Consider the following 19,505-nt stretch of genomic DNA (forward strand, 5'->3'; position numbering starts at 1 on the left):
GCACCGATGAAATACCTGTCGACGCGCGGCCATGAAGTGCCGCAAACCTTCTCCGAGATCCTGCTGGGCGGCCTGGCGCCGGACGGCGGCCTGTACCTGCCGCAGGCGTATCCGCAGGTCACGGCCGACGAGCTGGAAGCCTGGCGCAAGCTGTCGTACGCCGATCTCGCCTTCGAAGTCCTGTCGAAGTTCTGCGACGATATCCCGGCAGAGGACCTGCGCGCGCTGACGCGCAAGACCTACACGCCCGAGGTGTACTGCAACGCCCGCCCCGGCGACAACACGGCGGATATCACGCCGCTGCGCACGCTGGGCGAGGAGGGCGGCGCGCCGCTGCAGCTGCTGGGCCTGTCCAATGGACCCACGCTGGCCTTCAAGGACATGGCCATGCAACTGCTCGGCAACCTGTTCGAGTACGCGCTGGCGCGTGCCGGGCAGGAGCTGAACATCCTGGGCGCCACCTCCGGCGACACCGGCAGCGCTGCCGAGTACGCCATGCGCGGCAAGCGCGGCATCCGCGTGTTCATGCTGAGCCCGCACCGCAAGATGAGCGCGTTCCAGACCGCGCAGATGTTCAGCCTGCAGGACCCGAACATCTTCAACCTGGCGGTGGAAGGCGTGTTCGACGACTGCCAGGATATCGTCAAGGCGGTCTCCAACGATCTCGGCTACAAGGCCCGCCAGAAGATCGGCACGGTCAACTCGATCAACTGGGCACGCGTGGTGGCCCAGGTGGTGTACTACTTCAAGGGCTGGCTGCTGGCGACCGATGGCCCGGGCCAGAAGGTGTCGTTCTGCGTGCCGTCGGGCAATTTCGGCAACGTCTGCGCCGGCCATATCGCGCGCATGATGGGCCTGCCGATCGACAAGCTGGTGGTTGCCACCAACGAGAACGACGTGCTCGACGAGTTCTTCCGCACCGGCACCTACCGCGTGCGCAGGTCGGCCGAGACGTACCACACCTCCAGCCCGAGCATGGATATCTCGAAGGCGTCGAACTTCGAGCGCTTCGTGTTCGACCTGCTGGGCCGCGATGGCGACAAGCTGGCGAAGATGTTCCGCGAGGATGTGGACACCAAGGGCGGTTTCGACCTGTCGGGCACCCCGGAATTCGAGCGCATCCGCGCCTTCGGCTTTGTCTCGGGCCGCAGCACGCACGCAGACCGCCTGGCCACCATCCGCGACCTCTCCGGGCGCTACGGCATCACCATCGATACCCATACCGCCGATGGCATCAAGGTCGCGCGCGAGCATCTCACGCCCGGCGTGCCGATGGTGGTGCTGGAGACCGCGCTGCCGGCCAAGTTCGCCGACACCATCCGCGAGGCGCTCGGCCACGAGCCGGAGCGCCCGGCCAGCTTCGAGGGCATCGAAAGCCTGCCGCAGCGCTTCGAGGTGATGCCGGCCGACGCGGACCGCATCAAGGCTTATATCGCCGGCCACACCGGCCTCTAAGCCTGGCCGCGCCGGCGGCGCTCCTGCCGGTGCGGTGGCAACTCGCTACAATCGGACTTGCCGAGCCGAAGCGCACGGCCCCCGCATTGCCCCGGATGTACCGGCGGCAGTACGTGGGCCGTTTTCCATGGGCGACCGATCGCCGGACCCCGGGGCGGTAGGCCGGTGACCATGGCTCTGGCTTCTGCCCTCTCACGCTGTCTCACTTACCCGTTTTCGTCATGACCCAAGCTGCCGCGCCCGCCCGTCCTCCCATGCTGACCATGGCCCAGGCCCTCGAAGCCCTGTTGGCCGGCGCCAGCCCGCTCGCCGAGGCCGAGCGCATCGCCACGCTGGATGCCAACGGACGGGTGCTGGCCTTGCCGGTGACGAGCACGCTGGACGTGCCGCCGGCCGACAACACCTCGATGGACGGCTACGCCGTATGCAGCGCCGACCTGGCGGCGCCGGGCGCGCGCCTGCGGGTAGCCCAGCGTATTCCGGCCGGCCATGTCGGCACGGCGCTGGCGGCCGGCACGGCGGCGCGTATTTTTACCGGCGGGCTGATCCCGCCGGGGGCCGACGCGGTGGTGATGCAGGAGCAGTGCGTGGCGGAAGGCGATGATGTCGTCGTCAATCACGCGCCGCAGCCGGGCGAGTGGATCCGGCGTGCCGGGGAGGATATCCGCGCCGGTAGCACGATCCTGCCGGCCGGCACGCGGCTGACGCCGCAGGCGCTTGGGCTGGCGGCCTCGGTGGGGCAGGCGGCGCTGGACGTTGTGCGGCGCGTCAAGGTGGCGGTGTTCTTCACCGGCGACGAACTGGCCATGCCGGGCGAACCGCTCAAGCCGGGCGCGATCTACAACTCCAACCGTTTCACGCTGCGCGGCCTGCTGGAAAACCTGGGCTGCGAGGTCAGCGATTTCGGCATCGTGCCGGATACCCTGGCCGCCACGCGCGATACCCTGCGCCGGGCCGCTGCCGGACATGACCTGATCATCACCTCCGGCGGCGTCTCGGTTGGCGAGGAAGACCATATCAAGCCGGCCGTCGAGGCCGAGGGACGGCTCAACCTGTGGCAGATCGCCATCAAGCCGGGCAAGCCGCTGGCCTTCGGCGAGGTGGCGCGCGGCGGGCAGGCCCCGGCCTGGTTCCTGGGCCTGCCGGGCAATCCCGTCTCCAGCTTCGTGACCTTCCTGCTGTTCGTGCGGCCTTTCATCCTGCGGCTGCAAGGCGTGCAGGATGTCATGCCGCGCCGCCTGCCCCTGCGGGCCGACTTCGACCTGCCCAAGGGCGATCGCCGCAATGAATTCCTGCGCGTGCGCATCAACCTGTCCGGCGGGCTCGACCTGTTCCCCAACCAGAGTTCCGGGGTGCTGACCTCTACCGTGTGGGGCGATGGCCTGGTCGACAATCCGCCGAACCAGCCGATCGCGCGCGGCGACACGGTGCAGTTCATCGCCTTCGACGGCCTGCTGGCATGAGGAGAGAGACCGCCATGAACATCGAATTGCGTTTTTTTGCCAGCGTGCGCGAGCAGCTGGGCCTCGGGCAGGAGCGTGTCGAGGTGCCTGCGGCGGTAGCCACCGTTGGCGATCTGCGGCAGTGGCTGGGCGCGCGCGGTGGCGCCTGGGCCGAGGTACTGGCCGAGGGCCGGGCCCTGCGCATGGCCGTGGACCATGAGGTGGCGAGCGCGGACAGCATGCTGGCCGAAGGATGCGAAGTGGCGTTTTTCCCGCCCGTGACGGGAGGCTGACATGAGCGTCAGGGTGCAGCAGGAGGATTTCGACCTTGGCGCCGAGGTGGCGGCATTGCGCCGGGGCCAGCCGGGGGTGGGCGCGGTAGCCAGCTTTGTCGGCACCGTGCGCGACGTGAACGATGGCAGCGCGGTCAGCGCCATGGAACTGGAGCACTATCCCGGCATGACCGAGAAGGCGCTGGCGCGGATCGAGACCGTGGCGCGGGAGCGCTGGGAACTGCTTGGCGTCACCATCGTGCATCGGGTCGGGCCGCTGCTGCCGCTGGACCAGATCGTGCTGGTGGCCGTGGCCTCGGCTCATCGAGGCACTGCATTCGCCGCCTGCGAATTCATCATGGATTACCTCAAGTCCGAGGCCCCGTTCTGGAAGAAGGAGCAGACGCCGGAGGGCGCACGCTGGGTCGATGCCCGGGTAACCGACGAGTCGGCACTGGCGCGCTGGGGCGTGCGTTCGCTCAATGCCAGCGGCGCAGAGCTCGAAGCCCCGGCGGCATTGGAAGAACCGGAAGTACCGGGAGAACCGGGAGAACCGGGAGCACAACGCTGATGGGTCCGCTCGGGTTTGTCGCGGTCGGGGTCGGGGCCGCGCTGGGAGCCTGGCTGCGCTGGTTGCTTTCGGTCATGTGGAATGCCGTCAACCCGGCGTTGCCCTATGGCACGCTGGCCGCCAACCTGGCCGGCGGCTACATGATCGGCGTGGCGATGGGGTTCTTCGGCGCGCGGGTGGATTTGCCGCCCGAATGGCGCCTGCTGGCGGTGACCGGTTTTCTTGGCGGCCTGACCACCTTTTCCACGTTTTCCAGCGAGGTCGTGGCCAACCTGATGGCGGGAGACTATGGCTGGGCGGCGGCACACCTGTTGCTGCACCTGGGCGGTTCGCTGCTGCTGACCGTGCTGGGCCTGTGGACCTATCGGCTGCTGTCCTGAGCGCCCGGGTTCAAGCCGCCGGCGCGCCGGGCGAATGCAGCGAATCGATCCAGTCCAGCATCGCCAGCAGCGCCGCATTGAAGGCCGCCGGCCGCTCCATATGCGGCGCGTGGCCCGTGCCGGCAATGGTGGCGAGGCGCGCGGCCGGCTGCAGGGCCAGCGTGGCCTGGCCCACGGCCGGCGCGTACAGGCGGCTGCGTTCCCCATACAAGTGAAATAACGGCAGCCGTGCCTGGCGCAATGCCGGGCGGTAGTCCTGGCGTGCCATGTCTTCCCACAGCGAAGCGAGCGCAGCGGGAGCGCATTCCCGCATGATGGCGGCGACGCGGCCGGCTTGCGCCGCATCGGCTTCGTTGCCCGCGGACCACAAGCCAGCGCGCACCGGTTCGATCAGCTTGGGCCAGTGCTGGCGCACGCGCGCGGCCATTTGCGCCGCCTGGCCTGCGTCGTAGTGCGCATGCAGTCCGTGGGGCCAATCCGCATCGCTCGCCAGCCGGGGCGTCATGTCGATGGCACCTACGGCAGCCAGCGGCAGGGTGCAGTGACTGCGCATCAGCTCCCAGGCCACCATCGCTCCCATTGACCAGCCGACCGCTACCACATCCGGCAAGTGCAGGTGCCCGATCAGTGCCGCGGCATCGGCCGCCAGCCGTGCCACGGTGGCCTGGCCAGCATGCGGCAGCGCAGCAGACAGGCCATGCCCGGCGTGATCCGGTGCGATCACGCGGTAGCCGCTGCGCGCCAGCGCACCCTGCGCATCGAAGGCGGCGCCGGATAGCGACCATCCATGCAGCAGCAGCAAAGGCCGTCCGCAGCCCGCCTCCCGCCAGCCCGGCAGGCCGCCGCTGGCGGCGTGGACGGTGAATTCCGGGGCGGGGGTGGCAGGCACGCCGCTAGGGCTGCGGGGCGCCGTATGCGAAGCATCCAATGGCGGTGTTCCAGTCGGAGGGTTGGCTTGCCCCGGAGCAGGGCTGTGCTCCGGGTAAGCGATGTATTGACATTGGGATTGCTAACTTTATATCATGAAACATGAATCAGTTATCATGTTTTGGGGCGGGCCGGACAGCGCGGCTGCCGCGCTGCAAAAGCGCGGCGTGATGCCGAAGTACCGGCCTGACCCGTCCTTGCGGAGCCCAGATGTCCCAGACCGAATCCGGCGTCAGCCAGCCCAAGACCGCGCGCGGCCAGAAGACCCGCGAAGCGCTGCTGCGCGCCGCCGAAAAAGTATTCGGCGAGAAGGGCTACTACGTGGCTTCGATCTCCGAGATCACGCAGGAAGCGGAGGTGGCAATGGGTACCTTCTACCTTTACTTCAAGGACAAGGAAGACATCTTCCGCGCGCTGGTGCAGCACATGCTGGAACTGGTGCGCGCCCACCTGCGCAAGCATGTGGGACAGGCGCAGACGCAGATCGAGGCCGAGCGGCTGGGGCTCAAGGCCTTTCTGTCCTTTGTCTCGCGCCACAAGAACCTGTACCGCATCGTGCTCGATTCCTACTCGGTGGACCAGACCATCTACAGCAGCTATTTCCAGGTCTTTGCCGATGTCTACAGCCGGCGCCTCGGCAAGGCCGAGGAACAGGGCGAGATCTCGCCGGGCGATGCCGAAGTGCGAGCCTGGTGCCTGATCGGCATCAGCAATTTCCTCGGCATGCGCTACGCGCTGTGGAAGCGGCCGGCGTCGATGGACAAGGTGGTCGACACCGCCTTCGACATGATTTCCCACGGGCTGGAGGCACGATGAGCGCGCTGGTCGTGGTCGAACGCAGCGGCAGCACGGCAGTGCTGCGGCTCAACCGCGCCGAGCGCCACAACAGCCTTGTGCCCGAATTGCTGGAAGCCCTGCTGGCCGCGCTTGAACGCGTGGAAGCAGATCCGGAAGTGCGCGCCGTGGTGCTGGGCCATGCCGGCCGCTCGTTTTCCACCGGCGGCGACGTCGGCGCCTTCGCTGCCTTCCCGCCGCAAAGTGCCGAGCTGGCACAGTATGCGCAGCGGCTGCTGGGTTTGCTGAACGAAGCCATCCTGCGGCTGGCGGTCTTGCGCTGCCCGGTGATCGCGGCGGTGGAGGGCTGGCTGACCGGCGGCGCGCTGGGTCTGGCGCTGGCCTGCGACATGACGGTGCTCGGAGAGGGGGCGCGCATCGCGCCGTACTACACCGTGGTGGGCTTCAGCCCGGACGGTGGCTGGACCGCGATGCTGCCCCAGTTGATCGGCGCCGCGCGCTCGCGCGCGATCCAGCTCGAGAACACGACGCTGACCGCGGGGCAGGCTGCCGCGCTGGGCATGATCACGCATCTGGCGCCTTCCGGCGAGGCCGAAGCCATGGCCTTGTCGCTGGCGGCCGGGCTGAAGGACAAGGTGCCTGGCAGCGTGGCGAGTACGCGCGCGCTGCTGCGCTGGGATGCCGGGGCGCTGGCGCAAGGCCTCGAGCGCGAGCGCGTGGCGTTCGTGGCGCAGGTGACGAGCGCCGAGGCCGCCGCCGGCATGCGCCGTTTCCTGGGCGGCGCCGGGGCGGATTGAAGGACCGGCAGGGCGGCCACGGTCCATGATCGGCGGCCGCAATCAGCAGTCATGGAGCAGCATCTCTACCTGCAACAATAAGAGAAACCCAAAGAGGAGACTGGAATGCAACTCAAGCACCAAGCCGCCGGCATGCTCGCACTGGCCGGCCTGCTGGCCGCAGGCAGCGCCGTGGCCAGGGATATCCGCATTGCCCACGTCTACGACAAGACCGGGGCGCTGGAAGCCTACGCCAAGCAGACCCAGACGGGGCTGATGATGGGCCTGGAATACGCCACCAACGGCACCATGGCGGTCAATGGCAACAAGCTGGTGGTGCTCGAGAAGGACACCCAGGGCAAGCCCGACGTCGCCAAGGCGCAGCTCGCCGCGGCCTACAGCGACGATCGCGCCGACATTGCCGTTGGACCGACGTCGTCCGGTACCGCGCTGGCGATGCTGCCGGTGGCCGAGGAGTACAGGAAGATCCTGCTGGTCGAGCCCGCCGTGGCGGATTCGATCACCGGCGAGAAGTGGAACCGCTACATCTTCCGTACCGGCCGCAATTCGTCGCAGGATGCCATTTCCAATGCGGTGGCCCTCGACAAGCCCGGCGTGCAGATCGCCACGCTGGCCCAGGACTACGCGTTCGGCCGCGACGGCGTGAAGGCCTTCAAGGGCGCCCTCAAGAACGCCAGGATCGTGCACGAGGAGTACCTGCCCACCAGTACCACGGACTTCACCGCGGGGGCGCAGCGCCTGTTCGATTCGCTCAAGGACAAGCCGGGCCGCAAGATCATCTTCATCATCTGGGCCGGCGCCGGCAACCCCTTCAAGATTGCCGATCTCGATCCCAAGCGCTATGGCATCGAGATCGCCACCGGCGGCAATATCCTGCCCGCCATGACCAGCTACAAGAATTTCCCCGGCATGGAAGGCGCGACGTACTACTACTTCGGCATTCCCAAGAACAAGGCCAACGAGTGGCTGGTGTCCAACCACTACAGCAAGTTCAAGTCGCCGCCCGATTTCTTCACCGCGGGCGGCATGTCGGCCGGCATCGCGCTGGTCGAGGCGCTCAAGAAGACCAATGGCGACACCAATACCGAGAAGCTGATCGGCGCGATGGAGGGCATGTCGTTCGAGACGCCCAAGGGCAAGATGACGTTCCGCAAGGAAGACCACCAGGCCATGCAGTCGATGTACCACTTCAAGATCAAGGTCGATCCTGCATTCGCCTGGGGCGTACCCGAGCTGGTCCGCGAGATCAAGCCGGAAGAAATGAGCGTGCCGATCCGTAACAGGCGGTGACGACCGTGGGCGCTTCTTCCATCGATACGACGGCAGCGCTGCGGCAGGCGGTGGCGGAGCCGCCCGCGCTCGAGACGCGCGGCCTGACCATCCGCTTTGGCGGCCACGTGGCGGTCAATGCCGTGTCATGCGCGTTCCGCCCGGGCGAGCTGACCTGCATCGTCGGCCCCAACGGGGCCGGCAAGACCACCTACTTCAACCTGATCTCGGGCCAGTTGCCGCCCACTGCCGGGCAGATCCTGCTGGGCGGCGAGGACGTGACGCGGCTGCCGGTACCGCACAAGGCGCTGCGCGGCATTGGCCGGGCCTTCCAGCTGACCAGCCTGTTCCCCAATCTCTCGGTGTTCGAGAACGTGCGGCTGGCGGTGCAGGCGCGCCGGCGCATCGGCCTGGATCTCTGGTCCGTGTGGAGCGGCAACCGTGCGGTCCGCGCGCAGGCCGAGAGCTGCCTCGAGCGCGTGGCCATGGCCGACAAGCGCCACCTGCCCGTGGCCTCGCTGCCGCATGGCGACCAGCGCAAGCTGGAGGTGGGCATCCTGCTGGCGCTGCAGCCGCGCATCTTCATGTTCGACGAGCCTACCGCCGGCATGAGCGTGGACGAGGTGCCGGTGATCCTGGACCTGATCCAGGAGATCAAGCAAGACAGGAGCAAGACGGTGCTGCTGGTGGAACACAAGATGGATGTGGTGCGTTCGCTGGCCGACCGCATCATCGTGCTGCATAACGGCAACCTGATGGCCGACGGCGACCCGGCCGAGGTGATTGCCTCGCCGATCGTGCAGCAGGCTTATCTCGGCATTGGCATCGACGACGACGGTGCGCAGGGGAACGGACATGGCTGATGCAGCGGCAGCGCCCATCCTGCGCCTGGAAGGCGTGCAGACGCATATCGGGCCGTATCACATCCTGCATGGCGTGAGCTTTGCGGTGCCGCGCGGCGGCGTGACCATGCTGCTGGGACGCAATGGCGCCGGCAAGACCACCACGCTGCGCACCATCATGAATCTCTGGCAGGCGGGCGAAGGGCGGATCCAGTTCGACGGCGCCGACATCACGCGCCGCGGTACGCCCGCCATCGCGCAGTCCGGCATTGCCTATGTGCCGGAAAACATGAGCGTGTTCGCCGAGCTGACCGTGGCCGAGAACATGCGCCTGGCCGCACGCAGCGGGGCCATCGACGGGCAGCGGCTGGACTGGGTGTTCCGCATGTTTCCCGCGCTGAAGATCTTCTGGCACCAGCGCGCCGGCGTGCTCTCCGGCGGGCAGAAGCAGATGCTGTCGGTGGCGCGGGCCATCATCGAGCCGCGCAAGCTGCTGATCGTCGACGAGCCAACCAAGGGGCTGGCGCCGGCCATCATCCAGAACATGATCACCGTCTTTCGCGAGCTCAAGCAGACCGAGGTGTCGATCCTGCTGGTGGAGCAGAACTTCCATATGGCCCGCTCGGTGGGGGACACGGTCGCCGTGATGGACGACGGGCGCGTGGTGCATACGGGAAGCATGGCGGAGCTGGCGGACGACGAGGCGCTGCAGCAGAAGCTGCTGGGTTTGTCGCTGGCGGCGCATCAGTAGGGAAGCGATCCTGCCGGTGTGCTCCCTTCTCTCGCGAGCGGGAGGCGGAGCACACCATCGAAGCATGAAGCGCGGTGGCAAATGCTGCCGATGTGGCGGGCCGTTACGGCCTTCACGCAATCAAACAAGACATCGTCAGGACCGAGACAATGGCGAGTACAAGCTCCTTACCCACCACCCCGGCGGCGCCCGCCGACCTGCCCAAGGTCCGGCTCGACTGGACGCCGCTGGCGCTGGCACCGTTGCTGATGCTGCTGGCCTTTCCGCTGATCGGCAGCGGCTCGACCTGGCTGACCCTGACCATCGCCGGCCTTGCCATGGGCATGATCGTCTTCGTGGTGTCGTCCGGCCTGACGCTGGTGTTCGGCCTGATGGACGTGCTCAACTTCGGCCACGGCGCCTTTATCGCGCTGGGCGCCTATGTGGCGGCGTCGGTGCTGCTGCCGCTGGGCGCCTGGGTGGAGGCCGACAGCCTGGCGCTCAACCTGGCGGTGTTCGGCCTCGCCATCCTGGCGGCGATGGTGGCGGCCGGCGCGATCGGCTTCCTGTTCGAGCGCATCGTGGTGCGCCCGGTCTATGGCCAGCACCTGAAGCAGATCCTGATCACCATGGGCGGCATGATCGTGGCCGAACAGCTGATCAAGGCGATCTGGGGCGCGGAGACCATTGCGCTGCAGGTACCCACCACGTTCCGCGGCGCGGTGCTGCTGGGCGATGCCGCCATCGAGAAATACCGGCTGATCGCCGTGGTGCTGGGGCTGGTGATCTTTGTCTCCATGGTGCTGGTGCTCAACCGCACCCGCATCGGCCTCCTGATTCGCGCTGGCGTGGAGAACCGCGAGATGGTGGAATCGCTGGGCTACCGCATCCGGCGGCTGTTTATCGGCGTGTTCGTGGTGGGGGCAGGGCTGGCCGGCATGGGCGGCGTGCTGTGGGGCCTGTACCAGCAGAACATCACGGCGGCGATTGGCGCCCAGGTCAATGTGCTGATCTTCATCGTCATCATCATCGGCGGCCTCGGCTCCACCACCGGCTGCTTTGTCGGCGCCTTGCTGGTGGGCCTGATGGCAAATTACACCGGCTTCCTGTTTCCGAAGCTGGCGCTGTTCTCGAACATCCTGCTGATGGTCATGATCCTGCTGTGGCGTCCGCAGGGCCTGTACCCGGTAGCCAAGCGCTGAGCGCAGGGGAAAACCATGATCCGACTGCTTTCCGGCGACCTGCCACGAAGCCGCGTGCTGACCGCCATCCTGCTGGCGATGCTGCTGGCGCTGGCCTGCGCGCCGTTCCTGTTTCCCGGCGCGCGCGCGCTCAATATGGCGGCCAAGATCTGCATCTTCGTGGTGCTGGTGGCAAGCTACGACCTGCTGCTCGGCTATACCGGCATCGTCTCCTTCGCGCACACCATGTTCTTCGGCATCGGCGGCTACGGCGTGGCGATCGCCATGTCGCGGCTCGATCCGGGATGGGGCGCGCTCGCGCTTGGCACCGTCGGCGCGCTGCTGGTCTCGATGGCGCTGGCCTTCCTGATCGGACTGTTCTCGCTGCGGGTCAGGGCCATTTTCTTCGCCATGATCACGCTGGCGGTGGCAACGGCCTTCGCCACGCTGGTGTCGCAGCTGTCGGAATGGACCGGCGGCGAGGACGGCATCACCTTCAAGGTGCCGGAGGTCTTCACCCCGGGCTTCACGCTGGGCGATGCCGAGTGGTTCGGCGTGCCGCTCAACGGCAAGCTGTTCTCCTACTACTTCGTATTCGCCAGCGCGCTGGTGTTGTTCCTGCTTCTTCTGCGCGTGGTCAATTCGCCCTTCGGCCGCGTGCTGCAGGCGATCCGCGAAAACGATTTCCGGGCCGAAGCCATCGGTTACCGCACCGTCGTCTACCGCACCGTTTCCACCGTGCTGTCGGCCGCCTTCGCCACGCTGGCCGGTGTGCTGATGGCACTCTGGCTGCGCTACAACGGGCCCGACACCTCACTGTCGTTCGAGATCATGGTCGATATCCTGCTGATCGTGGTGATCGGCGGGATGGGCACGCTCTATGGCGCGATCATCGGCACCACGCTGTTCCTGGTGGCGCAGACCTATCTGCAGGACGTGATGAAGCTGGCCAGCGACGCCACCGCGGCAGTCCCGCTGCTGTCCGGCCTGCTGCATCCGGACCGCTGGCTGCTGTGGCTCGGGCTGTTGTTCATCCTGAGCGTGTATTACTTCCCGCAGGGCATCGTCGGCCGCCTGCGCGGGGATCGCTCGGAACACGAAGTGGCGTCGTGAGCGGCCGCGCCGGACGGCGGCGCACGGCTGGCAGGCACGCAGCGGCAAGACCCGATACAAAGACAAAGGCGATAACAAGGACGCACCTATGAGCGGAGGCTCCGGATCATGTACGTAGTCGACTGGCTGCACAAGAACGCCCGCCACACCCCGGACAAGATTGCGCTGGTCGACGTGGAAAGCGGCCGCACGGTGACCTACCGGCAGTTCGACGAGCGGGCCAGCCGCTTTGCCGAGTATCTCGCCGAACACCTGCGGCTGGCGCCGGGCACGCGCGTGGCCGTGCTGGCCCACAATAGCTCGGACTACTTCGAGATGCTGTACGGCTGCGCCAAGGCCGGCATGGTGATGGTCTGCCTGAACTGGCGCCTGCCGGCTGCCGAACTGCTGCCGATCCTGCGCGACTGCGCTCCCGAAGTCCTGGTGGCCGGCGACGGCTTCCTGGCCACCGCCGCGGCGCTGAGCGACGCCTTGCCGCTGCGCGCCGTGCTGCACCTGGCCGACGACGAGAGCGCCGACGTGCCGGGTGGCTGGACCGAATACGAGGCGGTACTCGCCAGCGCCTCCGGCCGCACGATCGAGATGCCGTGCCGCGACGAGCACGAGGTCTGGCACCTGCTCTATACCTCCGGCACCACCGGCCGTCCCAAGGGCGTGATCCAGACCTATGGCATGGTCTTTTTCAATGCCGTCAACGCCATGCTGGCCAACAAGATCACGCGCGACGACGTGTTCCTCAACGTGCTGCCGTTCTTCCATACCGGCGGGCTCAATCTCTACGCCAACCCCGTGCTCCATGCCGGCGGCACCGTGCACATCATGCGCGGATTCGACGCCGAGGTAACGCTGGCCAGGCTCGATGCCCGCTCCGCGGAGGGCATCACGATGTTCTTCGCGGTGCCGGCGGTCTATCTCTTCCTCAGCCAGCATGCCGGCTTCGCGGCGGCGGATTTTTCCCGCATGCGCAATATGTCCGCGGGCGGCTCGCCAGTGCCGCAGCCGCTGCTGGAGGCGTATCTGGCCAAGGGCGTGACGATCTGCTTCGGCTTCGGCATGACCGAGACGGGCCCCACCGTTTTTGTCTGCGACGAAGCCACCGCTCGCCGCAAGATCGGCACCATCGGCAAGCCGGTGGGCTCGATGCTGACACGGGTGGTGGATGCGCAGGGGGGCGACGTGGCGCCCGGCGAGCGCGGCGAGTTGCTGATCAAGGGACCGGGTGTCACGCCCGGCTACTGGAACCTGCCGGAGGCCACGGCGTCGGCCATTCGCGATGGCTGGCTGCATTCCGGAGACATTGCCTACATGGACGAGGACGGCGATTACTACATCGTCGACCGCGCCAAGGACATGTTTATCTCCGGCGGGGAGAACGTCTATCCCGCGGAAGTGGAAAACGTGCTGTTCCAACTCGCCGCGGTGTCCGAGGCCGCCGTGATCGGCGTGCCCGACGCGCGCTGGGGCGAGGTCGGCATGGCCCTGGTGGTGGCGAAGCCCGGCATGGCGCTCGATGCCGAAGCCGTGCTGGCGCATTGCCGCGCGGCCCTGGCGGGCTACAAGGTGCCGCGCCATGTCCGGATGCTCGAGGCGCTGCCGCGCACGCCGTCCGGCAAGGTGGAGAAGCACAAGCTGCGCACGCGCTTCCAGGCGCAGTGAGGAAGGTGCCTTCCCGCGGGCAGGGCAAGCGCCGGGCCGAGATGCCGCCACGCTGGCGCGTCGTGCGCTGCCCTATGCCTGCCGCCTTGTGAATGCCTGTTTTGAGTTCTTGTTTTGAATTCTAGTTTTGCTTTATGCGGTATGTGGTTTCCGATGAATCAAGCATGCAAAAAAGGGAGCACGACATGATGCGCAGAATTGCAGGGCAGATGGGCAGGACCGGGCGTGGCGGGCGCTTCGCGCTGGCGGGTGCGGCGGGTGCCGTGGGCGCGGCGAGCCTGGTGCTGGCCGCATGCGGCACGGGTGACAACAATGCGACCGCCGGCAGCCCGGGCACCAACCCGGCCACCAACCCGGGCCCTGCGTCCAACACCAAGCCGGCCAACATCGGCGCCGTCACGGTCAAGACCTATGACGGCGGCAGCGACGACCTGCTGACCGCCGGTCTCGGCAAGGATGGCCTGGCTGCGGCGCTTGCGCCCTTGCCGCAGAATCCCACCGCGGCCGAACTGCGCCGCTATGCCATCTACACCAACTACCGCGCGCTGGTGGATACCACGCCGGGCGGCGGCTATGGCACGCTGTATGGCCCCAACGTGGACGCGCAAGGCAATATCACGGGCGGGCAGGGCAAGGTCGCCGGGCGCGAGTACCTGGCGTTTTCGGACGACGGCAGCGGCCAGCAGAACGTGACCATGCTGGTGCAGATCCCCGACAGTTTCAACGTGGCCAAACCGTGCCTGATCACGGCCACGTCGTCCGGGTCGCGCGGCGTCTACGGCGCCATTTCCACCGGCGAATGGGCGCTCAAGCGCGGCTGCGCCGTGGCCTATACCGACAAGGGCACCGGTGCAGCGCCGCACGACCTGGATACCGATACCGTACCGCTGATCGATGGCACGCGCGCCATCCGCGCCACGGCCGGCGGCAGTGCGCAGTTTGCCGCCCCGCTCCCGGGTACCAGCCTGGCCGCCTTCAATGCGCTGGCGCCGCACCGGCTGGCCTTCAAGCATGCCCATTCGCAGCGCAATCCCGAGAAGGACTGGGGTGCCTTTACGCTGCAGGCGGCGCAGTTTGCGATCTGGGCCGTCAACGACCGCTTCGGGACGGTGGCGCCGGATGGCTCCCGCCAGCGCAGCCTGGGCCCGGACCAGATCGTGGTGATTGCCTCCAGCGTGTCCAATGGCGGCGGCGCGGCGATCGCCGCGGCGGAGCAGGATACCCTGGGCCTGATCGACGGCGTGGCGGTGGGCGAGCCCAATCTCAACCTGCCGGACAATACGGGTGTCACCGTTACGCGTGGCGGCACGCCAGTCAGCAAGTCCGGGCGTCCGCTGTACGACTACACCACCACGGCCAACCTGCTGCAGCTCTGCACTTCGCAAGCCACCGCGCTGGCGGGCGCGCCGGGTGTGGGCCTGTACCCTGTCGTGCAGCTTGCCCAGCCGGCGATCAACCGCTGCCAGTCGCTGGCCAGCGCCGGCCTCGTCGCTGGGACCGATCCCGCCAGCCGGGCTGCCAGCGCGCTGCAGAAGCTGCACGATTCCGGCTGGGAAGCGGAGTCCGACGCGCTGCATCCCTCGCTCGCGCTGTTCGAGGTGGCCAACGCGGTCTCGGTCACGTTCGCCAACGCGCTGGCCCGCGCCAGCGTGGCCGACCGCCTGTGCGGCTTCAGCTTTGCGGCCACCGGTGCCACGGTGCCGGCGCCGGCGGCGATCGCGCCGGCCACGCTCAATGCGCTGTTCGCCACCGGCAACGGCGTACCGCCGGCGGCGGGGGTGCAACTGATCAACGACAACAATCCGGGCGGCCCGCTGCGCGACATCTACTCGCAATCGCCCGGCAGCAATCTGGCGGACGCCAACCTCGATGGCGCGCGCTGCCTGCGCGGGCTGCTGACCGGCACCGATGCCCAGTCCCTGGCGCTGCAGGCCGGCCTGGCGCAGACGCTGCGCTCGGGCGACCTGCGCGGCAAGCCGGCCATCATCGTGCATGGCCGCAGCGACGCACTGCTGCCGGTCAACCACACCTCGCGGCCCTATCTCGGCTACAACCGGCTCAAGGAGGGCAGCGCCAGCAAGCTGTCCTATATCGAAGTCACGAATGGCCAGCACTTCGATAGCTTCATTGGCGCGGTAGCGGGCTACGACAACCGCTTTATCCCGCTCCATGTCTACCTGAACCGGGCACTCGATGCGGTCTACGAGAACCTCACCGCCGGCCGCGCGCTGCCACCCTCGCAGGTGGTGCGCACGGTCGCGCGCGGCGGCACCACGTCGCCCGCGCCAACGCTCCTGTCCACCAATCTGCCGCCGCTTGCCACCGTCCCCGCCGATGCGGACCGGATCACGGTCAGCGGCGGCACCGTAGAGGTACCCAACTGATGAAGGCATCCCGCCCGCGCGTCCTGACGCAAGAAGACTTCGACCGTTTCGCCTCGCTCTCGCGCGACGATAATCCGATCCACTGCGACCCCGCGTTCGCCAGCACCACGCATTTCGGCGCCACCGTGGCGCATGGCATGTTCCTGTTCTCGCTGCTGTGCGCGCAGATGCAGCGCAGCAATCCGCGGCCGGTGCTGCCGATCGCGCAGACGCTGATGTTCCCGCGCCCGACCTTCGTCGGCGATGGCGTGGCGGCGGTGCTGGTGCTGAACGAGACGCCTGGCCGGGACCGGCTTGCCCTGGACACCGAGATTCGCTGCGTGCAGCGCGGCCGCACGCGCACGGCCGCCGCGGATGAGCAGATTACGGCACAAGGCGACGCGGTCCTGCTGGTCGACGCCAGTGCCGACACGCTTGCCGAGGCGGCGCGCAACGACGCCGAGGATGCCGCACGGCCGGGTGCCCCGGTGGACGGAGACCGCACGCTCTACCATCTCAGCGTGGGCCAGGAGGCGTCCGCGATACGTTCCTTCAGCGCCGGCGATATCGACGAGTATGTGTCGCTTACCGACGATGGCAACGCCTTCTATACCGACCCGGTGTTCGCGCGCGGCCGGGGTTTCGGGGGCGCCATCGTGCCCTTGCCGCTGCTGGCCGGCATGTTCTCGGATCTGCTGGGCACGCGCTTGCCCGGCCGGGGCACCGGCTGGATGAAGCAATCGCTGCGCTTGCGTTCGCCGGCGCGGCTGGGTGAATTGCTGACGGCTTCGGTGCGCATCGTGCGCCTGCGTGGCGACAAGGACCTGGTCAACCTGGCCACCGTGGTCACTGGCGACGACGGCCGCGTGGTGCTGGCTGGCGAGGCCCTGGTCCTGGTGCGCAACCTGGAGGACAAGCGCGCGCTCGCGGCAGCCTGAGGGAGCCTCGCGGGCAGGGCGCAAGGTGTTTCCTGCGCCACATCAAGGGTCGTGCACTCAGGCCTTGAAATGCAGGCGCAAAGCCTTATCTTTCGGAAAGACATCCAGTGTCCGGCCCGCGCAACGGGATCGGCAGACGGGGGCGCAAACGCCCCCGCCTTCCGCATCGGGACACTCATCCGAAACAGAGGGCTCCTAAATGCGACTTGACAAACTGACTACCCGATTCCAGGAAGCGCTGGCCGATGCCCAGAGCCTGGCGCTCGGCAACGACAACCAATATATCGATCCGCTGCACGTGCTGCGCGCCCTGCTGGCGCAGAACGACGGCGCCGCCCGCGGCCTGCTGTCGCGCGCCGGCGTCAACGCCGGTGGCCTGACCGCCGCGCTGGATGCCGCCATCAAGCGCCTGCCCCAGGTGCAGGGCACCAGCGAGGTCCAGGTCGGGCGCGAACTGAGCGCGCTGTTCAATGCCACCGAGAAAGAAGCCATCAAGCGCGGCGACCAGTTCATCGCCAGCGAGCTGTTCCTGCTCGCGGTGGCCGACGACAAGGGCGAAGCCGGCCGCATCGCGCGCGAGCATGGCCTCTCGCGCAAATCGCTCGAGAGCGCCATCCAAGCCGTGCGCGGCGGCGATTCGGTCAACAGCGCCGACGCCGAGACCCAGCGCGAAGCGCTCAAGAAATACACCGTGGACCTCACCGAGCGCGCCCGCATCGGCAAGCTCGATCCCGTGATCGGCCGCGACGACGAAATCCGCCGCACCATCCAGATCCTGCAGCGCCGCACCAAGAACAACCCGGTGCTGATCGGCGAGCCGGGCGTGGGCAAGACCGCCATCGTGGAAGGCCTGGCCCAGCGCATCGTCAACGGCGAAGTGCCGGAAAGCCTGAAGAACAAGCGCGTGCTGGTGCTCGACATGGCCGGTCTGCTGGCTGGCGCCAAATACCGCGGCGAATTCGAGGAGCGCCTCAAGGCCGTGCTGTCGGACATCGCCAAGGACGAGGGCCAGACCATCGTCTTTATCGACGAACTGCATACCATGGTCGGTGCCGGCAAGGCCGAGGGTGCGATCGACGCAGGCAATATGCTCAAGCCCGCGCTGGCGCGGGGCGAGCTGCACTGCATCGGCGCCACCACGCTGGACGAGTACCGCAAGTACATCGAGAAGGATGCCGCGCTGGAGCGCCGCTTCCAGAAGGTGCTGGTCGACGAGCCCAGCGTGGAGGCCACCATCGCCATCCTGCGCGGCCTGCAGGAAAAGTACGAACTGCACCATGGCGTGGAGATCACCGACCCGGCCATCGTCGCCGCGGCGGAACTGTCGCATCGCTATATCACCGACCGTTTCCTGCCCGACAAGGCGATCGACCTGATCGACGAAGCCGGCGCGCGCATCAAGATGGAAATCGACTCCAAGCCGGAGGTGATGGACAAGCTCGAGCGCCGCACCATCCAGCTCAAGATCGAGCGCGAGGCGGTCAAGCGGGAAACCGATGAAGCGTCGAAGAAGCGGCTCGAACTGATCGAGCAGGAAATCGAACGCCTGGAGAAGGAGTACGCCGACCTCGAGGAGATCTGGAAGGCCGAGAAGGGTGCCGCCCAGGGCGCCGCCGCGCTCAAGGAGGAGATCGACAAGATCCGCCTGGAAATCACGCGCCTGCAGCGCGAGGGCAAGCTCGACAAGGTGGCCGAACTGCAGTACGGCAAGCTGCCCGAACTGGAAGGCAAGCTCAAGGCTGCCGCCGCGGCCGAGGCCAGCGAGCAGAAGGCGCCCAACAAGCTGCTGCGCACGCAGGTGGGCGCCGAGGAAATCGCCGAAGTGGTGAGCCGCGCGACGGGTATCCCGGTCTCACGCATGATGCAGGGCGAGCGCGAGAAGCTGATCAAGATGGAGGACTACCTGCACCGCCGCGTGGTGGGCCAGGACGAGGCCGTGCGCCTGGTGTCGGACGCCATCCGCCGCTCGCGCGCCGGGCTGGCGGACGAGAACAAGCCTTACGGCTCGTTCCTGTTCCTCGGCCCCACCGGCGTTGGCAAGACCGAGCTGTGCAAGGCGCTGGCCGAGTTCCTGTTCGATTCGCAGGACCACCTGATCCGCATCGACATGAGCGAGTTCATGGAGAAGCACAGCGTGAGCCGGCTGATTGGCGCGCCGCCCGGATACGTGGGCTATGAAGAGGGCGGCTACCTGACCGAGGCCGTGCGCCGCAAGCCGTACAGCGTGGTGTTGCTGGATGAAGTCGAGAAGGCTCACCCGGACGTTTTCAACGTACTGCTGCAGGTGCTGGACGACGGCCGCCTGACCGACGGCCAGGGCCGCACGGTGGACTTCAAGAATACGGTGATCGTGATGACTTCCAACCTGGGTTCGCACATCATCCAGGCGATGTCCGGCGAGCCGCACGAGGCGGTCAAGGGCGCGGTATGGCAGGAAGTGAAGACGCATTTCCGGCCCGAGTTCCTGAACCGCATCGATGAGGTGGTGGTGTTCCACTCGCTCGACCAGCAGCATATCGAGTCGATCGCCCGTATCCAGCTGGGGCGGCTGCAGGCGCGTCTGGCGCGCATGGACATGACGCTCGAGGTGAGCGAAGCCGCGCTCGCCAAGATCGCCAGCGCTGGCTACGATCCGGTGTTCGGAGCGCGTCCGCTCAAGCGCGCCATCCAGCAGCAGATCGAGAACCCGGTGGCCCGTGCCATCCTCGAAGGCAAGTTTGCCGCCAAGGATGTGGTGTCGGTGGATTATCGCGACGGGGAGTACACCTTCGGCC

17 protein-coding genes are annotated in these 19,505 nt (G+C 67.3%); 16 read left to right on the forward strand and 1 reads right to left on the reverse strand.

Translation table 11 applies throughout. From position 1 onward, the window contains the following. The first annotated feature begins 6 nt into the window (after nt 1-6). The 5 genes from thrC (at nt 7) to crcB (ending at nt 4,120) form a co-directional block, all read left to right on the forward strand. Nucleotides 7-1,455 (forward strand): threonine synthase, encoded by a 1,449-nt coding sequence (gene thrC / locus P3W85_RS04425; protein ID WP_017228947.1) that lies wholly within the window; start codon nt 7-9, stop codon nt 1,453-1,455. 221 nt (nt 1,456-1,676) lie between these two features. After that, nucleotides 1,677-2,918, forward strand: a complete 1,242-nt coding sequence (locus P3W85_RS04430) for a molybdopterin molybdotransferase MoeA (protein ID WP_276263864.1) — start codon at nt 1,677-1,679, stop codon at nt 2,916-2,918. Nucleotides 2,919-2,932: 14 nt separating this feature from the next. Next, entirely contained in the window at nt 2,933-3,190 is a 258-nt protein-coding gene (gene moaD, locus P3W85_RS04435) for a molybdopterin converting factor subunit 1 (RefSeq protein WP_276263865.1), read from the forward strand. A gap of 1 nt (nt 3,191) precedes the next feature. Then, the gene (moaE, locus tag P3W85_RS04440) at nt 3,192-3,740 is read left to right on the forward strand and encodes a molybdopterin synthase catalytic subunit MoaE (RefSeq protein WP_276263866.1); all 549 of its coding nucleotides are present in this window, start codon (nt 3,192-3,194) and stop codon (nt 3,738-3,740) included. After that, entirely contained in the window at nt 3,740-4,120 is a 381-nt protein-coding gene (crcB, locus tag P3W85_RS04445; RefSeq protein WP_276263867.1) for a fluoride efflux transporter CrcB, read from the forward strand. Before moaE ends, crcB begins: the two co-directional genes overlap by 1 nt. A gap of 10 nt (nt 4,121-4,130) precedes the next feature. On the opposite strand, the gene P3W85_RS04450 is transcribed toward crcB, so the two are convergent. Continuing rightward, nucleotides 4,131-5,009, reverse strand: a complete 879-nt coding sequence (locus P3W85_RS04450; RefSeq protein WP_276263868.1) for an alpha/beta fold hydrolase — start codon at nt 5,007-5,009, stop codon at nt 4,131-4,133. A gap of 248 nt (nt 5,010-5,257) precedes the next feature. On the opposite strand from P3W85_RS04450, the gene P3W85_RS04455 reads away from it, so the two are divergent. The 11 genes from P3W85_RS04455 to clpB all read left to right on the forward strand — a co-directional run. Next, complete coding sequence (locus tag P3W85_RS04455) at nt 5,258-5,863, forward strand: TetR/AcrR family transcriptional regulator (protein WP_017228370.1); 606 nt, start codon at nt 5,258-5,260, stop codon at nt 5,861-5,863. Next, on the forward strand, nt 5,860-6,639 hold the full coding sequence (locus P3W85_RS04460; protein WP_276263869.1) for an enoyl-CoA hydratase/isomerase family protein: 780 nt from the start codon (nt 5,860-5,862) through the stop codon (nt 6,637-6,639). Before P3W85_RS04455 ends, P3W85_RS04460 begins: the two co-directional genes overlap by 4 nt. Before the next feature lie 105 nt (nt 6,640-6,744). Then, a complete protein-coding gene (locus P3W85_RS04465; protein ID WP_276263870.1) occupies nt 6,745-7,929 on the forward strand; it encodes a substrate-binding domain-containing protein in 1,185 nt (394 codons plus the stop codon). A 20-nt stretch (nt 7,930-7,949) separates the two neighbouring features. Further along, nucleotides 7,950-8,771: an ABC transporter ATP-binding protein gene (locus tag P3W85_RS04470; protein ID WP_051078390.1), complete on the forward strand. Its 822-nt coding sequence runs from the start codon at nt 7,950-7,952 to the stop codon at nt 8,769-8,771. After that, a complete protein-coding gene (locus P3W85_RS04475) occupies nt 8,764-9,501 on the forward strand; it encodes an ABC transporter ATP-binding protein (protein ID WP_017224699.1) in 738 nt (245 codons plus the stop codon). The genes P3W85_RS04470 and P3W85_RS04475 overlap by 8 nt, the downstream gene beginning before the upstream one ends. Before the next feature lie 149 nt (nt 9,502-9,650). Then, on the forward strand, nt 9,651-10,682 hold the full coding sequence (locus tag P3W85_RS04480) for a branched-chain amino acid ABC transporter permease (protein ID WP_276263871.1): 1,032 nt from the start codon (nt 9,651-9,653) through the stop codon (nt 10,680-10,682). Nucleotides 10,683-10,697: 15 nt separating this feature from the next. Continuing rightward, entirely contained in the window at nt 10,698-11,774 is a 1,077-nt protein-coding gene (locus tag P3W85_RS04485; protein WP_276263872.1) for a branched-chain amino acid ABC transporter permease, read from the forward strand. 108 nt (nt 11,775-11,882) lie between these two features. Continuing rightward, nucleotides 11,883-13,430 carry an acyl-CoA synthetase gene (locus P3W85_RS04490; RefSeq protein ID WP_276263873.1) on the forward strand — a complete coding sequence of 516 codons (1,548 nt, stop codon included), beginning with the start codon at nt 11,883-11,885 and terminating at the stop codon, nt 13,428-13,430. A gap of 185 nt (nt 13,431-13,615) precedes the next feature. After that, nucleotides 13,616-15,814 (forward strand): D-(-)-3-hydroxybutyrate oligomer hydrolase, encoded by a 2,199-nt coding sequence (locus P3W85_RS04495; protein ID WP_430869494.1) that lies wholly within the window; start codon nt 13,616-13,618, stop codon nt 15,812-15,814. Then, on the forward strand, nt 15,814-16,731 hold the full coding sequence (locus P3W85_RS04500; protein ID WP_276263874.1) for a MaoC/PaaZ C-terminal domain-containing protein: 918 nt from the start codon (nt 15,814-15,816) through the stop codon (nt 16,729-16,731). The genes P3W85_RS04495 and P3W85_RS04500 overlap by 1 nt, the downstream gene beginning before the upstream one ends. A 199-nt stretch (nt 16,732-16,930) precedes the next feature. Beyond that, the coding region (gene clpB, locus P3W85_RS04505) for an ATP-dependent chaperone ClpB (RefSeq protein ID WP_276263875.1) at nt 16,931-19,505 on the forward strand (2,575 nt) is incomplete at its 3' end.

The organism is Cupriavidus basilensis (genome assembly GCF_029335485.1).
Taxonomy (GTDB): Bacteria; Pseudomonadota; Gammaproteobacteria; order Burkholderiales; family Burkholderiaceae; genus Cupriavidus; species Cupriavidus basilensis_E.